Origin of the sequence: Pseudanabaena mucicola FACHB-723 (assembly GCF_014696385.1) — a bacterium.
Classification (GTDB): Bacteria; Cyanobacteriota; Cyanobacteriia; order Pseudanabaenales; family Pseudanabaenaceae; genus Pseudanabaena.
This window is the reverse complement of sequence record NZ_JACJQB010000015.1, coordinates 61,258-76,197: the sequence shown is the minus strand read 5'-3', so window position 1 is coordinate 76,197 and position 14,940 is coordinate 61,258. Positions and strand designations below refer to the sequence as shown.

Sequence of the window (14,940 nt, the reverse complement as noted above, 5' to 3'; positions counted from 1 at the left end):
TATCAAAAACGATGGAAAGTTGAAGAGTTTCACAAGTCTTTGAAATCTAATCTGGCTCTTGCTAAGTCGCCCACTGGGATTCCTCATACTCAGAAAAATCATATCTTTGCTTGCTTTTTTGCTTTTGTTAAGCTAGAGCGCCTTCGGATTAAAACTAAACTCAATCACTTTGCTCTTAAGTCTAAACTCTACTTCAATGCCATTAGGGCTAGTTTCTCTCTTCTCCAAAAATTGGCTATTCCTTCCACGTAACATCAGTGATCATAAATTAACGCGATCGCAAATTTTGCAACGGAAAGAGAGAATCGCCAAACTAGTTGCCATTGGTGAGTTCGAGTCTGCTTTTCTGTCGCTATGGATCTTTGCCGAGATTTTGCTGCGAAGATATGCCAGACAAGCTTTAATTCCCGTTGATCGCTTGCCAACTGTGCTAATGCTGCATCATCTGCATGATCAAGAACAAATTTCGACCAAGCAGTTTGTGCGTACCATGGCTCTGAGCGAGATTAGAAATCGGGTAGCCCATGGCTTTGAGGTAAAATCCCCGCTTAATGATGCGATCGAGCGATTACTGAGCCTAGTTGATGAATTCATTACTATGCAGAAAACTTAAATAGAGCGGTGCAGAGCACCGCTCTATTTAAGACTAGGCGTTAGCAATACCTTGCTGACGTGCCACGGCATGAACGGCGGCGGCAACTGCATGGGAGACACGGGGATCGAATACCGAAGGAATAATAAAATCTGGTGCGAGATCGCTACTGCTCACTAAAGAGGCAATCGCTTGAGCTGCTCCCAAATTCATCTGCGTTGTAATTTTATGAACTCTGGCATCAAGCGCACCACGGAAAATTCCGGGAAAGGCAAGAACATTATTAATTTGGTTGGCATAGTCACTGCGACCTGTGGCAATCACTGCAACATCATTTTCGACGAGTTCGGGTTGAATTTCAGGATTAGGATTTGCCATCGCAAAGACAATCGGCGCAGAAGCCATACTTCTAACCATTTCAGGAGTAAGCGCACCCTTGACACTCAAACCAATAAACATATCGGCTCCTTTAATCACATCTGCCAAAGATCCAGACATGTCACTGGCAAATTCTAACTTTTCAGGGGTGAGGTCAGGACGAGACTTACTGATGCAACCCTGCGAGTCACACATCGTAATCCGCTCGACTCCAGCCTCGCGCAACAGTCTTGCCACAGCAATACCAGATGCGCCTGCACCATTCATGACGATGCGAACAGTATTAATTGGTTTGCTGACCACCTTCAGAGCATTGATCGTCGCCGCAACGACCACCACGGCTGTACCATGCTGGTCATCGTGATAAACAGGAATATCGAGTTCTTCCTTGAGTCGTTTTTCGATCTCAAAGCAACGGGGAGCGCTAATGTCTTCGAGGTTTACGCCACCGAAGGCTGGGGAAATACGCTTGACGGTTTCGACAATTTCATCAACATCTTTGGTGTTCAGGCAAATTGGGAATGCGTCTAGCCCTGCAAATTGCTTGAACAGCATCGCTTTCCCTTCCATGACGGGCATAGCGGCTTCAGGTCCAATATCCCCCAGACCTAGGACGGCTGTGCCATCGGTGACGACGGCGATGGTGTTGCATTTGATCGTGTAGTCATAAACTTTGCGTTTATCTTCGGCAATTGCCATACAGACGCGACCCACGCCCGGGGTATAGACCATGGCGAGATCGTCTTGCCCTTTGACGGCAACTTTGGATTCAAGATGGATTTTGCCGCCTTCGTGAATTTTGAAAGTGCGATCGTAAATTTCGAGAATCCGAATTTCGGGAACTGCCTTAACTGCGGCAATCAATTTGTCCATATGCTCGGCACTGTAAGCATTGACCGTGATATCCCGTACCGAAATCTTGCGGGTTTGTTGGATCAGATCAATCTGTCCGAGGTTCCCTCCCGCTTCAGCTAAGACGCGAATGACAGAAGATAACATTCCTGCGCGGTTGAGGAGTTGCACGCGAATGGTCAAGCTAAAGCTGGGATTAGGTGTTAGTTGTTGCATCGTGAGGAGATAAGAAGTGTCATAAATCTAGAAATATCGGTTATTGCTGACTTTCCTAGATTTATGCAATCTTATCTGATTGTTGGGTTAGTTTGCGTTACAAATAACACGATTAGTTGGCTATAGAATTGAAGCTGCTCTGAACTTAATCTGAACTTAAATGGACTGACGGAGATGAATTTCTTGGGCTACTCTCAACCCAGATGCTAAAGCTCCCTGCATCCAGCCCCGATCGCTAGCAGTATGTTCTCCCGCGAAATGAACTTTCCCTTCCGAGCGTCCCAGTTGCTCAAATAAATTGGTTTCTTGTGCTTTGGTGGGATAAGCCCAACCTGCTTTTACCCAAGGATCTTCAGTCCATGAATAGCTAATCAATTTACTTGGATAGTTCTTGATGTTGGGAAATAGATTTTCCCATTTCTGTAATAGTCGGGGCAACTGCTGATCGGCGGCAAGGGCATCCATAGCGATCGCATTTTCTCCCTTGAGATAAGCATGTAAAATCCCTGTTTTTCCGCGACTATCCCAAGTGGGTTGCCACAATTCTTCAGGTTGCTGCGCCAATACGCCCCAACCATTTAAGCCCTCTGCTTCCCAGAATCGCTCAGGAAACTCGACAAACATGCGCGTAGCAGCACGATAGTCATAACCACCTGCGATCGCAATTTGTTTTGGAGATGATAGTTGCGGGGAAAAACTAATTTTGCCTAAGACTGGCAATGGCACTGTGCAGATCACTTGATCAGCGCGATATTCCTGTCCTGACTGACAAAATACCCTTACCTCACGCTCATCTTGTTCAATTCGGATGACTGCTGCTCCAAGTTGGATTTTTCTTGCAAGTGCCTTGGCAAATGCCTGTGGTAAACGGTCTGCGCCTTCAGCTATTTTCGTCCACTTCGATATCTGGGCGGAGGCAAGAAGCTTTTCAAAGTTCTCGACAGAAGTAAATATGCGCTGTCCATCTTTGAAGGAAACATATGAGCCTTGGGATGGATAAAAACGCTTGAGCGCTAAACCAAAGTGTTGCACATAGGCGAGTGTTAAATAATGATTTTGAGGAATTCTGGATGCACCTGCATCGACAAAATGGTTATCGCTAAAGCCACCCCTAAGCGTTAAGACTCTTCCACCGACTCGTTCCTGCGATTCTAAAATGGTAACGCTATGTCCCACTGCGGATAGCTCATAGGCGGCCACCAAACCCGATAGCCCTGCGCCGATGATGATGACTTGCTGTGGTGATGCCCCTTTACCCAAGTACCTTGGAGTAGGCATATTTTGGGCGCTTAGGTGATCATGGATGATCGCAGCCGCACAGGTAAAAGCACTTCCTAATAAGAACTGACGGCGATTTAGCATCCTATTTACCTGTTGACCTAATTGACCTGATTGACCTTAAATTTACTGCTCTACGAATTGACGCGCAATATACCAAGTCAAAACCCCCGTCATAATTGCGATCGCACTCAGGGCAAAAATCACTTTTTGCAGTCCAAAGTAAGACTCAGCGATACCTGCTAAGGACAAGGGTAAGCTCAAGGCAATATTCACCGCATTATTTTGGAGTCCAAATACCTTGCCGCGTACATCTTCAGGAGTTTCTTCCTGAATTACAGTCTGCATCGGGATCACACATAGCCCTGCAAAAATACCCGTACCTGCGATCGCAATTAATCCCAACCAAAAGCGATCGCTAAATACCGCCAACATTCCTAAAAATACGGCCATCCCAATCGAACCAATCAAAGCCAAGGTTTGTCGAGGGCAATAATGTCCCAACTTGGCGACTACTGCTGCCCCAATCGCCATTCCCAAACTCGCCACTGCCAACAAAAAGCCAAACTGTTCCGCTTTAATTTCAGGCATTACCTCAGCCAGACGGACTGCTAGCACGGTCAACGCGGCAATGATCGAAAAAGTGCAAATGAGCTGGATTAATGCCGATAGCGAAGTCTTTTTATGATTGAGATAATTTAGCCCTTCTTTAATATCTGTCCAAATATGAAAACTATCACGGTGCAGATCTTCTTTCGTCTCGCCTGTTTTGAGAAGAAGTAAGATGATCCCTGCGAGTAAATAGCTACCACCAACTAAGATTTCTTGTCCAACATTATGCCAAAGATGATCGGATAAAGCTAACAAGGGTTCTCCCAGAGCGAATCCTAAAATCAAAGCTGCCATGATCGTTGTGGTGTAGAGGGAATTGGCGGCTAATAATTTCGGCTTCTCGACCACTAAAGTAATCGCGGACTGCTCGGCGGGGGTAAAAAACTGCGTAAAGGTGGAAACTAAAAAGGTAATACATAACAATCCCCAAAATCCTGTCGGTGCGCCCCAAGGCAATACACTATCTTTCGTCACCCAAAGCAAGAGGGGAATGCTTAGCACCAAGACTCCGCGTAAAACATTGGAGCTAACTAAAACTGTTTTTTTCTTCCAGCGATCAACATATACCCCTGCCACTGTGCCAAATAAAATCGCAGGGATCGTAAAAGATATCATGATCGCCGAGACCCAACCACTGATCGTTTCCCCTTCCTGCTGAAACTGGGTAGACACGATCGCAATTACTAACACTAAAAAGATTTTGTCCGCAATTTGCGAAAAAACCTGTCCGCTCCAGAGAGATAAAAAATTAGGATTACGAAGAACAGATTTGGAGTCAGTGGTAGACAATTCGGGCGCTAATCCATCATCGCTGTGACTAGCATGGGGATCAGCATGATGAGGATCGTGTGGCTCTGGCAGATTCGGAGTCGGTGGATCGAATAAATGGGTCATATATTAAAAAAACAGTTATCAATCAGTGCCGAAGACTGGATTGGTCTATCAAAATGATACTGTGCATAGGCTCGCAACAGTCTTTCGACAGCTAGCCAATCTGTGGTGTGGGTTTCTAAAATATTATCGGCTAAATCAGTTTGGGCAAGTTCCTGCATGGCAAGTAATTCCGTCGCATTGAGGTAGTGGCTAATGCGATTATGCATGGCATCAGCACCGACCTCGTCAGGCTGATGATCGTGCGGATTACCGTCATCCTCAAGGTTGATCACCCCACCACCGACAATGCTAAATCCTGCTTTCCACTTAGAAATTTCGCGCTTCGCAACTACGGCTTTTTGACTAATGCAACAGCTATGCACTTGGGGGGCAAATCCTGCGATCGCAAGTAGATGATACATACCGTGATTTAGGTGCGCCAATACATTTTGATTCGCCGCCGCTTGAATCCGCTCTAGGTGTTCGATTAGCACTAAAAATAATTCCTCCTGTGGTTGGGCAGATAGGGCTTGCATCAGAGCTAGCTCTGACAAATATTGAGCCGCCGTTAGCTTGGCAAGGGTCTTGCCTAAACCAACAAAGGACTGCAACACTTCGGCATTTTTAATGCGATCCATGCTGCGTCCTACCGAAATTTGCAAATCATTAACCACAAACAATCCCGAACGTCCTGCCATTGCCGAGCGATGTTTTCTCGCTCCTGCGGCAACTGCTTTAATTAATCCATGCTCTTTAGTAAGGATGGTCAAAAGGCGATCATTTTCACCTAAGGGCATCCCCTTGAGATTTATTCCTGTAGCGCGATATTCTTTGGGCAATTTGCAGCTCTTGGTTGTCGAGGTGAACTAAAATAGCAGTCATCAGCGTGTTGGCAACGAATACATCGATGGTTTATTGCTTTGACGACCTGCTGTAGATTTAACCATTTTCTTCGCTATCATGAGTGCTGCCAACCATAATCTGAAATCAGTTTTAACTAGGATTACTAGGAAACTACAGCAAGATCAATTAGTTAGTAAAAAGCTCCATGAGCTTCGAGAGATACTAAAGGTTGATCGCGTAGTTTTGTATTATTTCTATACCCATTGGAAGGGGCAAGTTACCTTTGAAGCACTCAGCGATCAAAAATATTCGATTATTGGTTCAACGGGAGCCGACGATTGCTTTAACATCGACTATGCCGCTCTTTACCTTGCAGGTCGCATCTTTAGCACCGAAGATATTGAACAGGCGGCGATTAATGACTGTCATCGTGATTTTTTACGCACCATTCAAGTCCGTTCCAATTTAGTCGCCCCAGTCGTCTGTCACGGCAAACTTTGGGGGCTTTTAGTTGCCCACCATTGTCAACAGATTAGACAATGGCAGTCCTTCGATATCGAGACAATTCGCCAATATTCCTACGCCCTAGAAGCAGCAACTTCGATTAGTAGTTCTTAGGTTCCACGTCCCTATGCCCCTTCGATATATTTTCCGTGTCACCAAAGCTCTGTTTGCGACTTACTATGCCTATATGCTCGAATATCGAGCCGAGCTATTGATTTGGGTGCTATCTAATTCCTTACCATTTATTTTGATGGGGGCATGGCTCAAGGCTTCAGAGAATGGCGGCTTTGGTTTAACTTCCCTAGAGTTTATTCGCTATTTTCTGGCTGTATTTTTGGTGCGTCAATTTAATATTGTGTGGGTGATTTGGGATTTTGAAAGGGAATTACTGTCAGGACAGCTTTCCCATCGCCTTTTGCAACCCATTGATCCCTTTTGGCATCACTTTATCAGTCACCTTGCCGAGCGCTGGGCAAGGCTGCCACTGATTATATTTTTAGTTGCCTTGTTTTTCCTAATCTATCCCCAGTCATTCTGGATTCCCTCCTTGGCAACTAGCCTAATTACGCTCCTAATTGTTGCGATCGCATTTAGTTTACGATTTTTGATTCAATACGATTTTGGGTTGCTCTCTTTCTGGACAGAACGCGCCAGTGCAATTGAGCAGCTCTGGTTTTTAACCTACATCTTCCTATCAGGTATCATCGCTCCGCTTGAAGTATTTCCGCCACTGATGCGCGAAATTGTGATGTGGACACCATTCCCCTACATGGTCTATTTTCCTGCTGCGATTTTGGTGGGTAAGACTGTTAACGTCTGGCAAGGTATTGGCGTGATGCTCGGATGGATGGCACTTGCCTTTGTGGTGAAACGTTGGCTCTGGCGTGAGGGTCTCAAACAATATTCAGGGATGGGTGCTTAAAGGTCTTGATCATTCCATGCCTTAGGATCTTCTAAGGGTTCTAAATGGGTGAATACATTGATATGGGGTAAGGCTCGACAGATCGCGCTTTCGATTTCTTCACAGAGGTCATGGCCTTGCTGTACTGTCCATGCCCCCGGCACGAGAATATGAAAAGAAACGAACTTTCTAGTTCCTGCCATTCTTGTCCGCATCGCATGAAAACGGACATGCTGGCGCTCGTAGGGAACGAAGATTTCTGTGATGATCTTTTGTTCTTCTAGGGGAATTGCCGCATCTAACAGGGCTGAACCACTTTCTTGAATAAGTTTCAAGCCAGTCCAAACAATATTTACCGCAACTAACAGAGCAATTAGCGGATCAAGAATTAACCATCCTGTAACGGAAACGAGAAATATGCCGAGGATTACACCAATCGAAGTCCATACGTCAGTCAACAGATGATGAGCATCGGCGCGGAGGGTGATCGAGTGCAGGCGTTTTCCTGCTTTAAGTAATACAAAGGCAACACCGCCATTAATCATTGACGCAATTATGGAAAGCACTAAACCCAGACTAAGCTGTTCCAGTGGTTGCGGATTTATAAGTCTAGGGACAGCAGTGATCATAATTCCTACGGCGGCAAATAAAATTAAGGCTCCTTCAAAACCACTAGAGAAATATTCAGCTTTGGAATGACCAAAGGCATGTTCTTCATCAGGAGGCTTGGCGGCATAGGTGATTGCCCATACTGCACCAAAGGCTGCGACTAGATTTACCCCTGACTCAAGGGCATCTGATAAAAAACCCACCGAATTAGTCAATAGATACGCACCTAATTTCAAGGCGATCGTGGCGATGGCAGCCGCGATCGAAAGAAAGGCATAGTAACGGGCAGATTTGTTTCGCATGATGTTCTAAATTTCAAGGAAAATAGCTAGAACCATTCTGACAATATTATGATTAGTTATTTCTTAATCAATGCTTTAAATAGTTCACAGATTGAGCAGACCACTGTAGCAACTTCTAGTGAATTTACAGGCTTAGTAAGTACATTAATCATTCTCTTAATCGTGGCAACGGCTGTTGCCCTGATTACTCGCAAGCTCAGGATTCCCTACGTGGTGGGATTAGTATTAGCAGGTTTAGCGATTCCTAAACAGATATTGCCAGCATCAATTGGTCTCAATCCTGAAGTAATCCTCAATCTATTCCTACCAATTTTAATTTTTGAAGCTGCCATCAATACCGATATTAGTCGGCTCCGTAGCACCATCAAGCCGATTTTATTACTGGCAGGGCCGGGAGTCGTCATTTCAGCGACGGTCACTGCCATATTTCTCAAGTTTGGCGTAAACCTTGCATGGATTACAGCCTGTGCTGTCAGTGTAATTTTGACAATTACCGATACCGTCTCCGTGATCGCTGCCTTTAGAACTGTAACAGTGCCGCGTACCCTTGCCACGATTGTTGAAGGTGAGAGCCTATTCAATGATGGGGTAGCGATTGTTCTCTTGAGTATTATCACCACAATTTTTACAAAAGGCTCTTTCACAGTTACAGAGGGTGTGCAACAGCTTTTTATTGCCTTTGTGGGCGGCAGTATCCTCGGTTTAGCATTGGGTTATCTCTGTGTGGGATTGTTTCAGCAATTAGATGATGCGCTGAGTACGATTTTATTAACGGTTGCCGTATCCTTAGGGACTTTTCAAATTGGAACAGCTCTGGGTGTTTCAAGTGCGATCGCAGTGATGATTGCAGGATTGGTAATTGGCAATCTAGGCTTTCGGCAAACCTCTGCACCAACGGAAGTAAGTTTACTTAACTTTTGGGAATATGCAGGATTTGGGGCAAATACATTTATCTTTTTACTAGTAGGGATTGAGGTCGATCCCCTCACCATACCTAATACAACCGCAACTGCCCTATTTGCAATTGTTGCCTACCAAATTGGTCGGGTCGTTGCAATCTATCCTTTACTTTATTTACTAAGCTTCTTCGATCGCCCTATCCCATTACGTTGGCAGCATGTTTTGATTTTGGGGAATGTCAAAGGGTCTCTATCGATGGCTCTGACGCTGAGTTTGCCTTTTGGTCTGCCAGAACGGATGCAGGTGATCACGTTAGTATTTAGTACGGTATTACTATCTTTGGTTGGTCAGGGATTAAGCCTATCTTGGCTAGTCAAGCGCTTGAAACTATCCCAACCATCACCGATTAAACAAAAAATCGAAATTTTACAACTGAATCTAATTACATCAAAGTCTGCGCAAAGGGAATTAGCCAGTTTATTGGAGTCAGGCAGTTTACCCAAATCTCTATACGAAGAGCTATTTGCCAGTTATCAAGCAAGGATTGCTAGTTCAGAAACAGAGCTCCGTGATCTATACAATCAAAACACTATGGGGGATTCTGCCCAAGGCGATGAAAATTCTGGTTTAGCAGGTATCTATCGTCGTCTCTATCTTGCGGAAAAAGTTTCCATTAATGAAGCAATGCGGAAGGGATTGTTATCCGATGATGTGGGGCAAGCATACCTCAGAGTTCTGAATGAGAAACTTCTATCTTTAAAGGAAGAGTAAAGATAGATTAGCCGCACAACCCCATAAAATCCAATAGGTTCCTGACGAGGCTAGGCTTTGTAACCACCAAAATTGTCGAGCCACCCTCTAGCATCGTACTACCATTGGGAACGATGAGATCTTCGTGGGGGTGGGCTTGATAGCCAATAATCAATGTGCCTGTGGGGAATTGCGGATGTTGGGCAACTTCCGCCACTGTCCGATTCACGATCGCACAAAGCTGGGGAATCGAGAGCTTAATGACTTCCACTTGTCCTTGCTCAAAATGCATCATCGCATCAACTTGAGGATATTCGATCGCGTTGATAATTCTGGCAATAGCAAGATCGATTGTGCCAATGATATGGGTTGCCCCTGCCAGTTTGTATGGTTCTTCAAAGTCGCGATCGCTCATGCGTACCATGATTTGTGGTACACCATAGTGCTTAGAGAGGGTGACCATAGCGAGGTTGAGCGCATCTTCTTGTAAAGCGGCAATAAACGCCTGACATTTACGAATTCCTGCCTCTAGCAATACGCCTGTATTGACGGCACTGCCTTCAAATGCCATCACGCCAATTTTTTCACGGGCATATTTACAGGCGAGGGGATCGGTATCGATTACGGCGATCGTATGCCCCATACTGAGTAAGGTTTTGGCAAGGTCTAGCCCCATCATCCCTGCACCACCAATAAGAATATACATTTGGACTCCTAGCTTAAAGTTGACGCTCATACGGATAGATCTAATACGATAATATGCATTACTGATTACTTGGCTTTACTTAATGAACCAAACAAAGTTTGATGCTTTGATCGTCGGCAGTGGTGCTGCTGGACTATATACGGCACTTCGACTCACGGACTTAGCACCACAATGGCGAATTGGTTTAGTGACTAAAGACAATCTGTCCACCTCGGCTAGTGATTGGGCGCAGGGTGGCATTGCCGCCGTAATTGACAAAAATGATACGCCCCAATTTCATGGCAAAGACACCTTAATCGCTGGGGTGGGGCTATGCGACACTGAGGCAGTCGATGTCTTAGTTAATGCTGCACCACGCCAAATCCAAAAACTGATTGAATTGGGGGTAGATTTCGATCGCACTGAAGATGGGAGTTTGGCACTAACCCTAGAAGCTGCCCATTCGCGACGTAGGGTTTTGCATTCTGCCGACACGACAGGGCGTGCCTTAGTTTCCAAGCTCGCTGCCGCCGTGTTGCAAAGTCCGAATATTCAAGTTTTGAGTCAAACCCTAGTTTTAGACCTATATATGCAGGATGGTCGCTGCGGCGGTGTGTTTTATCTGAATGAGCAAGAAATTAGTTGCTTGATTGCGCCTGTGGTGGTTTTAGCGACGGGTGGCGGCGCTCAGGTGTTTTCCCAAAATACAAATCCACCATCAAGTACGGGCGATGGTGTGGCGATCGCATGGCGAGCAGGGGCAATTATCCGTGATATGGAGTTTGTGCAGTTCCATCCTACGGCACTAGCGCTGCCCAATGCCCCTAGATTTTTGATCAGTGAGGCGGTGAGGGGTGAGGGCGCACATTTGATTGATCACCGAGGCGAGCGCTTTGCTTTCCAATACCATCCTAAAGGTGAGCTAGCCCCAAGGGATGTCGTCAGCCGTGCCATCTTTATCCATCTTCAAAAAACACAGGAGGCAACTGTATTTCTCGATTTAAAGCCAATTCCTAAAGAGACGATTGCCCATAGATTTCCTAATATCATCAAAATCTGTCAGAACTGGCAAATTGATGTGTTCTCTACGCCCATTCCTGTTACGCCTGCGGCGCACTATTGCATGGGTGGGATTGTCGTAGAGTCTCATGGGGCTACTTCGATTGCGGGTTTATATGCGGTCGGTGAGGCAGCCAGTACGGGCGTGCATGGTGCAAATCGGCTGGCGAGTAATTCCCTTTTGGAATGTTTTGTCTTTGGTGAGCGCCTTGCCGAACAGGTTTGTTCACAATCAAATCCGCAGATATTCGCAAATCCTGCGATCGCAATTTCGATGTCTACTTATGTCAATGCTGAGGCAATTCAAAAACTCAAGGTATCGATTCAAAATCTTTGTTGGCAGGCGGCGGGCATTTGTCGGGTTCAGGCAGATTTGGAAACTGCCCTAGACAAAATCTGTACATGGCAATCTGAGTTAGTGGAACTAGCGGAACCATCTCGACTCTGGATTGAAACCCGTAATTTAGCCGATTATGCCTATCTCTTAATCCGCTCCGCTCTATTTCGGACGGAAAGCCGTGGCGCTCACTATCGCCAAGATTTTCCTGAGACTGATTCCCATTGGCAAGTACACACAATCATTGAGGGGAAAGAGTTAAGCCCCTCACCCCTAGCCTCTCTTCACTAGGAAGAAATCCCTACAAATAGGAAGGAGCATTTACGGGTTTGGCGAATAAATCTAGTAATAGCGTATGGAGTAAATTGGTCTGCTCTAGCATTGCCATGTGACCACATTCGGGAAGTTCAAATACATTCTCGCCACAACCATTAAAGGAAGGATGGAAGCTGGCGAGATGACGCACATATTTAGGTTCCATGATTTTGTCATTTGCACCAGCGATGAAATAGACAGGCTGGCGTAATTTGGAGACTATTTGCGGTAACTTATGTACTTCCTGTTCGCTGGTGGAATCGAGCAAAGTGCCTTTGGCGGCTGGATACTTGGCAGATACAAAATCGATTACTCTTTGTTTACCCCATTGCATATCTAGGGGCGTATGCACACTATCCTTAGCAAATTGACTATGGACTGGAGTTAGGTTTTGCAACCAGCGCGGACGCAAATTTAAGATGATTTTGCCTGCGGTGCGAAATTTTTCAAATTCTTCTTTGATATAAATGCCGCCCCCTGCGTTGAGACAAACCACACCTAAAACGCGATCGCAAAGTGAATTTGCTGCCCATAATGCAATCGCGCCCCCCAAAGAGTGACCGACTAGCCAAACTTGCTCAATCCCCAATCGGTCAAGTAATTCTTCTAAATCCTTGGCATAACTAATTAATGAATATTCTTGGTCATCCCCCAGCTCCGAGCGTCCAAAGCCACGTAGATCGTAGGATAGACAGGAGAAATTAGCTTCTAGTTGCTGGATTAATGGTTGCCAGTAAGCTTGGCTGAGCATCCACCCATGCAAAAATGCGATCGCAAAGGGGGCGGGTTGATGCAATTTTGAATTTGCAAACTGGGTTGGAGTCGTCAGACTATAGCTGTGTTTTGCGCCTCGGATGGTGACACTAGACATGTAGAGAAAAGCCCATTAGTTACAAACAAATTGCGATCGCTGTGGCGATCACTATCATTTTATGACAAATGGCTGAGTCCAATTGTTCCCGCCCAATGAACGAGTAGCATTTAACTCATCCAACTCCTTACAAAAAAGTACAGCGTCATCACTATTCCCACCACAATCACTAAACGTCTCACTAAAATCGGGGCAATCTTTTGGGCATAGTAGGCACTAATATAACCACCGATAATCGCGCCAACGGCGGCGATGGCTGCCTCTTGCCACAGGATTACCCCCGCATTCACAAAGGGAATGATAATGATCGCATTGATGCAACTAGTCAAGATCGTTTTGTAAGCATTCATGCGGTGGATATTGGTCATCCCCATCAGCGCAAAGGATGCCAAAAACAAAATTCCCATACCGCCGCCAAAAAATCCGCCATAGACTGCCACCACCAATTGCAGGATTGTAATGAGTGCTGTGCGGAGGGCTTGCAATCTGGCAAATCTTGCCTGTTGCTGTTCTACCCAAAGCGTCAGATTTTTGCTAAAGCTAAAGGCGAGGGTGGCTGTCAGCAGTAAATAGGGCAGAATTCGCAAAAAATCCGCAGGAGGTGTTCGCAATAGCAAAATTGCCCCTAGTAGTCCCCCGATTAGACCGAGTATGCAAACCTGAATTAGCGATCGCAAATCCTTTCCAAACTCACTGCGATAGGCTCCTGCACTGGCCAATGTTCCCGGTAAAAGTGCGATCGCGTTGGTGGCATTGGCAGGAATCGGCGGCAAACCCGCAAACATCAAGGCAGGAAACAAAATAAAACTGCCCCCCCCAGCGATGCCATTGATTGCCCCCGCTAATATAGCTGCACCAAAAATCAACAAATATTGCCAAAACATAATTAGAATTTTGCGATCGCATAATAGAGTCAGATTTTCGCAACATGACGCGTCACAAAAAATCTCGTTCTTCATTTGTAACATGTTGAATCTGCCCTCGTAAGTTTATAACTGAGTCGTTATTACAAGATCCTGAGAAATTACAGGCGCGATTGAAGGAAATCCCTCTAGAAGCAGGGGTTTATTTTATGCGCGATCGTACTTTAACTTTTCGCCACGAATAGAGACGACATAGAGGAAATTGTTGAGATTTTAATGCAGCAACAAAAACACTCAGAAATCTAGAAATTGCGGTTTGCGCCATTGTTTAAGCCTTCAATAAACAAGGCGATCGCTGTCAACATCATCAATCCTAATCCAGTCCGCCAAAGGATTTGCCAGATGAGGGGAAGGTAAGAGAGAAATAAGGCGATCGCGCCAAACATTGCTGATATTGGAAATGCAAGGAATATACCAACAAGAAAGTAGGCAAAGAATTTTAGACAAGCCACTGTCACTTTATACATAGCTGTAGCCTCTGATATCATTAACGTTTAGCAAAGATTTCCGAGAGTAGTTGATTGTGAGTTTTACCTAGTAGAGGTGCAAGCAACAGGGCAACAATCTTTGCTCTCTCCATTTTTCCTGATTCAATCGCATCAGCTAATTTTTCACCTAATGCCAATTGAATTTCATATTCATTTTTGCTTTTCTGAATTTCGACTATCATCCGATTAGTTTCAGAATTTGCCTTTTCAGGAGAATCAATGGCAATGATAATGCCAATAACGGCTTCAAGTTGATTGTTGATTGTGCCACTAAAATTATTAGTGTTAGGCGTGGTACGCAAAATTCCAAAGAAGCATGAACTACAATTTGGGTAGTTTAAGGCTCCAGTGTTAGAGCTTACATTAGCAAAATTATTTGTTCCATTTTGCAAAAGAGTAGTGGGAGTAACAGTTAGGGAAGCTGCACTTTGAGGTGTTGGAGAAATTGAAGAATCTCCAGTTGTTGATGTCTCAATAGTATCTCCACCTGCTGCTATAGATGTCTCTATATTTGGCAATAAACTAACAAAGTTTCCCAGTAAAGCGCATAAAACAATATTTTTGAAGTGAATTTTGCCAGATAATTGCATTATACGAACCCTCTTAAAAATATTTGAACAAACCAACATTTGACGGTAATAAAAGGAAGAGA

Annotated in this window: 15 protein-coding genes and 1 pseudogene; 6 read left to right on the top strand and 10 right to left on the bottom strand. The window is 45.0% G+C overall.

Annotated elements, in window-relative coordinates:
* Together H6F41_RS19345 and H6F41_RS09655 are read left to right on the top strand one after the other, a co-directional pair.
* A pseudogene (locus H6F41_RS19345) lies at positions 1-252 on the top strand (IS701 family transposase); the annotation flags it as partial.
* Positions 197-613 (top strand): hypothetical protein, encoded by a 417-nt coding sequence (locus tag H6F41_RS09655; protein WP_190403268.1) that lies wholly within the window; start codon positions 197-199, stop codon positions 611-613. The pseudogene H6F41_RS19345 and the gene H6F41_RS09655, both read left to right, overlap by 56 nt.
* A 33-nt stretch (positions 614-646) precedes the next feature.
* On the opposite strand, the gene H6F41_RS09650 is transcribed toward H6F41_RS09655, so the two are convergent.
* The 4 genes from H6F41_RS09650 to recO form a co-directional block, all read right to left on the bottom strand.
* A complete protein-coding gene (locus tag H6F41_RS09650; RefSeq protein WP_190403267.1) occupies positions 647-2,038 on the bottom strand; it encodes an NAD-dependent malic enzyme in 1,392 nt (463 codons plus the stop codon).
* Positions 2,039-2,194: 156 nt separating this feature from the next.
* Positions 2,195-3,400, bottom strand: a complete 1,206-nt coding sequence (locus tag H6F41_RS09645; RefSeq protein WP_199288722.1) for a flavin monoamine oxidase family protein — start codon at positions 3,398-3,400, stop codon at positions 2,195-2,197.
* A 42-nt stretch (positions 3,401-3,442) separates the two neighbouring features.
* Entirely contained in the window at positions 3,443-4,822 is a 1,380-nt protein-coding gene (locus H6F41_RS09640; protein WP_190403266.1) for an MFS transporter, read from the bottom strand.
* Entirely contained in the window at positions 4,819-5,640 is an 822-nt protein-coding gene (gene recO / locus H6F41_RS09635; protein WP_190403265.1) for a DNA repair protein RecO, read from the bottom strand. Before recO ends, H6F41_RS09640 begins: the two co-directional genes overlap by 4 nt.
* Positions 5,641-5,761: 121 nt before the next feature.
* On the opposite strand from recO, the gene H6F41_RS09630 reads away from it, so the two are divergent.
* Both H6F41_RS09630 and H6F41_RS09625 read left to right on the top strand, forming a co-directional pair.
* Positions 5,762-6,262: a GAF domain-containing protein gene (locus H6F41_RS09630; RefSeq protein ID WP_190403264.1), complete on the top strand. Its 501-nt coding sequence runs from the start codon at positions 5,762-5,764 to the stop codon at positions 6,260-6,262.
* A 13-nt stretch (positions 6,263-6,275) separates the two neighbouring features.
* Positions 6,276-7,070: an ABC transporter permease gene (locus H6F41_RS09625; protein WP_190403263.1), complete on the top strand. Its 795-nt coding sequence runs from the start codon at positions 6,276-6,278 to the stop codon at positions 7,068-7,070.
* Here H6F41_RS09625 and H6F41_RS09620 read toward each other — a convergent pair.
* Positions 7,067-7,960 carry a cation diffusion facilitator family transporter gene (locus H6F41_RS09620; RefSeq protein WP_190403262.1) on the bottom strand — a complete coding sequence of 298 codons (894 nt, stop codon included), beginning with the start codon at positions 7,958-7,960 and terminating at the stop codon, positions 7,067-7,069. The two genes, H6F41_RS09625 and H6F41_RS09620, sit on opposite strands and share 4 nt — an antisense overlap.
* A 48-nt stretch (positions 7,961-8,008) precedes the next feature.
* On the opposite strand from H6F41_RS09620, the gene H6F41_RS09615 reads away from it, so the two are divergent.
* The gene (locus tag H6F41_RS09615; protein WP_190403261.1) at positions 8,009-9,631 is read left to right on the top strand and encodes a cation:proton antiporter; all 1,623 of its coding nucleotides are present in this window, start codon (positions 8,009-8,011) and stop codon (positions 9,629-9,631) included.
* Positions 9,632-9,638: 7 nt separating this feature from the next.
* Here the strand turns inward: H6F41_RS09615 and H6F41_RS09610 are convergent, their stop codons facing one another.
* Entirely contained in the window at positions 9,639-10,316 is a 678-nt protein-coding gene (locus tag H6F41_RS09610) for a potassium channel family protein (protein WP_190403273.1), read from the bottom strand.
* An 82-nt stretch (positions 10,317-10,398) separates the two neighbouring features.
* Here H6F41_RS09610 and nadB point away from each other — a divergent pair, with 82 nt between their 5' ends.
* On the top strand, positions 10,399-11,982 hold the full coding sequence (gene nadB, locus H6F41_RS09605; protein WP_190403260.1) for an L-aspartate oxidase: 1,584 nt from the start codon (positions 10,399-10,401) through the stop codon (positions 11,980-11,982).
* 10 nt (positions 11,983-11,992) lie between these two features.
* Here nadB and H6F41_RS09600 read toward each other — a convergent pair whose 3' ends face one another.
* The 4 genes from H6F41_RS09600 to H6F41_RS09585 form a co-directional block, all read right to left on the bottom strand.
* Positions 11,993-12,877 carry an alpha/beta fold hydrolase gene (locus tag H6F41_RS09600; RefSeq protein ID WP_190403259.1) on the bottom strand — a complete coding sequence of 295 codons (885 nt, stop codon included), beginning with the start codon at positions 12,875-12,877 and terminating at the stop codon, positions 11,993-11,995.
* Positions 12,878-12,987: 110 nt separating this feature from the next.
* Complete coding sequence (locus H6F41_RS09595; protein WP_190403258.1) at positions 12,988-13,761, bottom strand: sulfite exporter TauE/SafE family protein; 774 nt, start codon at positions 13,759-13,761, stop codon at positions 12,988-12,990.
* A gap of 281 nt (positions 13,762-14,042) precedes the next feature.
* Positions 14,043-14,267: a hypothetical protein gene (locus H6F41_RS09590; protein ID WP_190403257.1), complete on the bottom strand. Its 225-nt coding sequence runs from the start codon at positions 14,265-14,267 to the stop codon at positions 14,043-14,045.
* 20 nt (positions 14,268-14,287) lie between these two features.
* On the bottom strand, positions 14,288-14,878 hold the full coding sequence (locus tag H6F41_RS09585; protein WP_190403256.1) for a hypothetical protein: 591 nt from the start codon (positions 14,876-14,878) through the stop codon (positions 14,288-14,290).
* Positions 14,879-14,940: the final 62 nt, after the last annotated feature.

Excerpts from the sequence above, each read along its gene's own strand:
- H6F41_RS09655 (WP_190403268.1), top strand. The coding sequence starts at position 197 with ATGCCATTAGGGCTAGTTTCTCTCTTCTCCAAAAATTGGCTATTCCTT.
- H6F41_RS09650 (WP_190403267.1), bottom strand. The coding sequence starts at position 2,038 with ATGCAACAACTAACACCTAATCCCAGCTTTAGCTTGACCATTCGCGTG.
- H6F41_RS09645 (WP_199288722.1), bottom strand. The coding sequence starts at position 3,400 with ATGCTAAATCGCCGTCAGTTCTTATTAGGAAGTGCTTTTACCTGTGCG.
- H6F41_RS09640 (WP_190403266.1), bottom strand. The coding sequence starts at position 4,822 with ATGACCCATTTATTCGATCCACCGACTCCGAATCTGCCAGAGCCACAC.
- H6F41_RS09630 (WP_190403264.1), top strand. The coding sequence starts at position 5,762 with ATGAGTGCTGCCAACCATAATCTGAAATCAGTTTTAACTAGGATTACT.
- H6F41_RS09625 (WP_190403263.1), top strand. The coding sequence starts at position 6,276 with ATGCCCCTTCGATATATTTTCCGTGTCACCAAAGCTCTGTTTGCGACT.
- H6F41_RS09620 (WP_190403262.1), bottom strand. The coding sequence starts at position 7,960 with ATGCGAAACAAATCTGCCCGTTACTATGCCTTTCTTTCGATCGCGGCT.
- H6F41_RS09615 (WP_190403261.1), top strand. The coding sequence starts at position 8,009 with ATGATTAGTTATTTCTTAATCAATGCTTTAAATAGTTCACAGATTGAG.
- H6F41_RS09610 (WP_190403273.1), bottom strand. The coding sequence starts at position 10,316 with ATGTATATTCTTATTGGTGGTGCAGGGATGATGGGGCTAGACCTTGCC.
- nadB (WP_190403260.1), top strand. The coding sequence starts at position 10,399 with ATGAACCAAACAAAGTTTGATGCTTTGATCGTCGGCAGTGGTGCTGCT.
- H6F41_RS09600 (WP_190403259.1), bottom strand. The coding sequence starts at position 12,877 with ATGTCTAGTGTCACCATCCGAGGCGCAAAACACAGCTATAGTCTGACG.
- H6F41_RS09595 (WP_190403258.1), bottom strand. The coding sequence starts at position 13,761 with ATGTTTTGGCAATATTTGTTGATTTTTGGTGCAGCTATATTAGCGGGG.
- H6F41_RS09590 (WP_190403257.1), bottom strand. The coding sequence starts at position 14,267 with ATGTATAAAGTGACAGTGGCTTGTCTAAAATTCTTTGCCTACTTTCTT.
- H6F41_RS09585 (WP_190403256.1), bottom strand. The coding sequence starts at position 14,878 with ATGCAATTATCTGGCAAAATTCACTTCAAAAATATTGTTTTATGCGCT.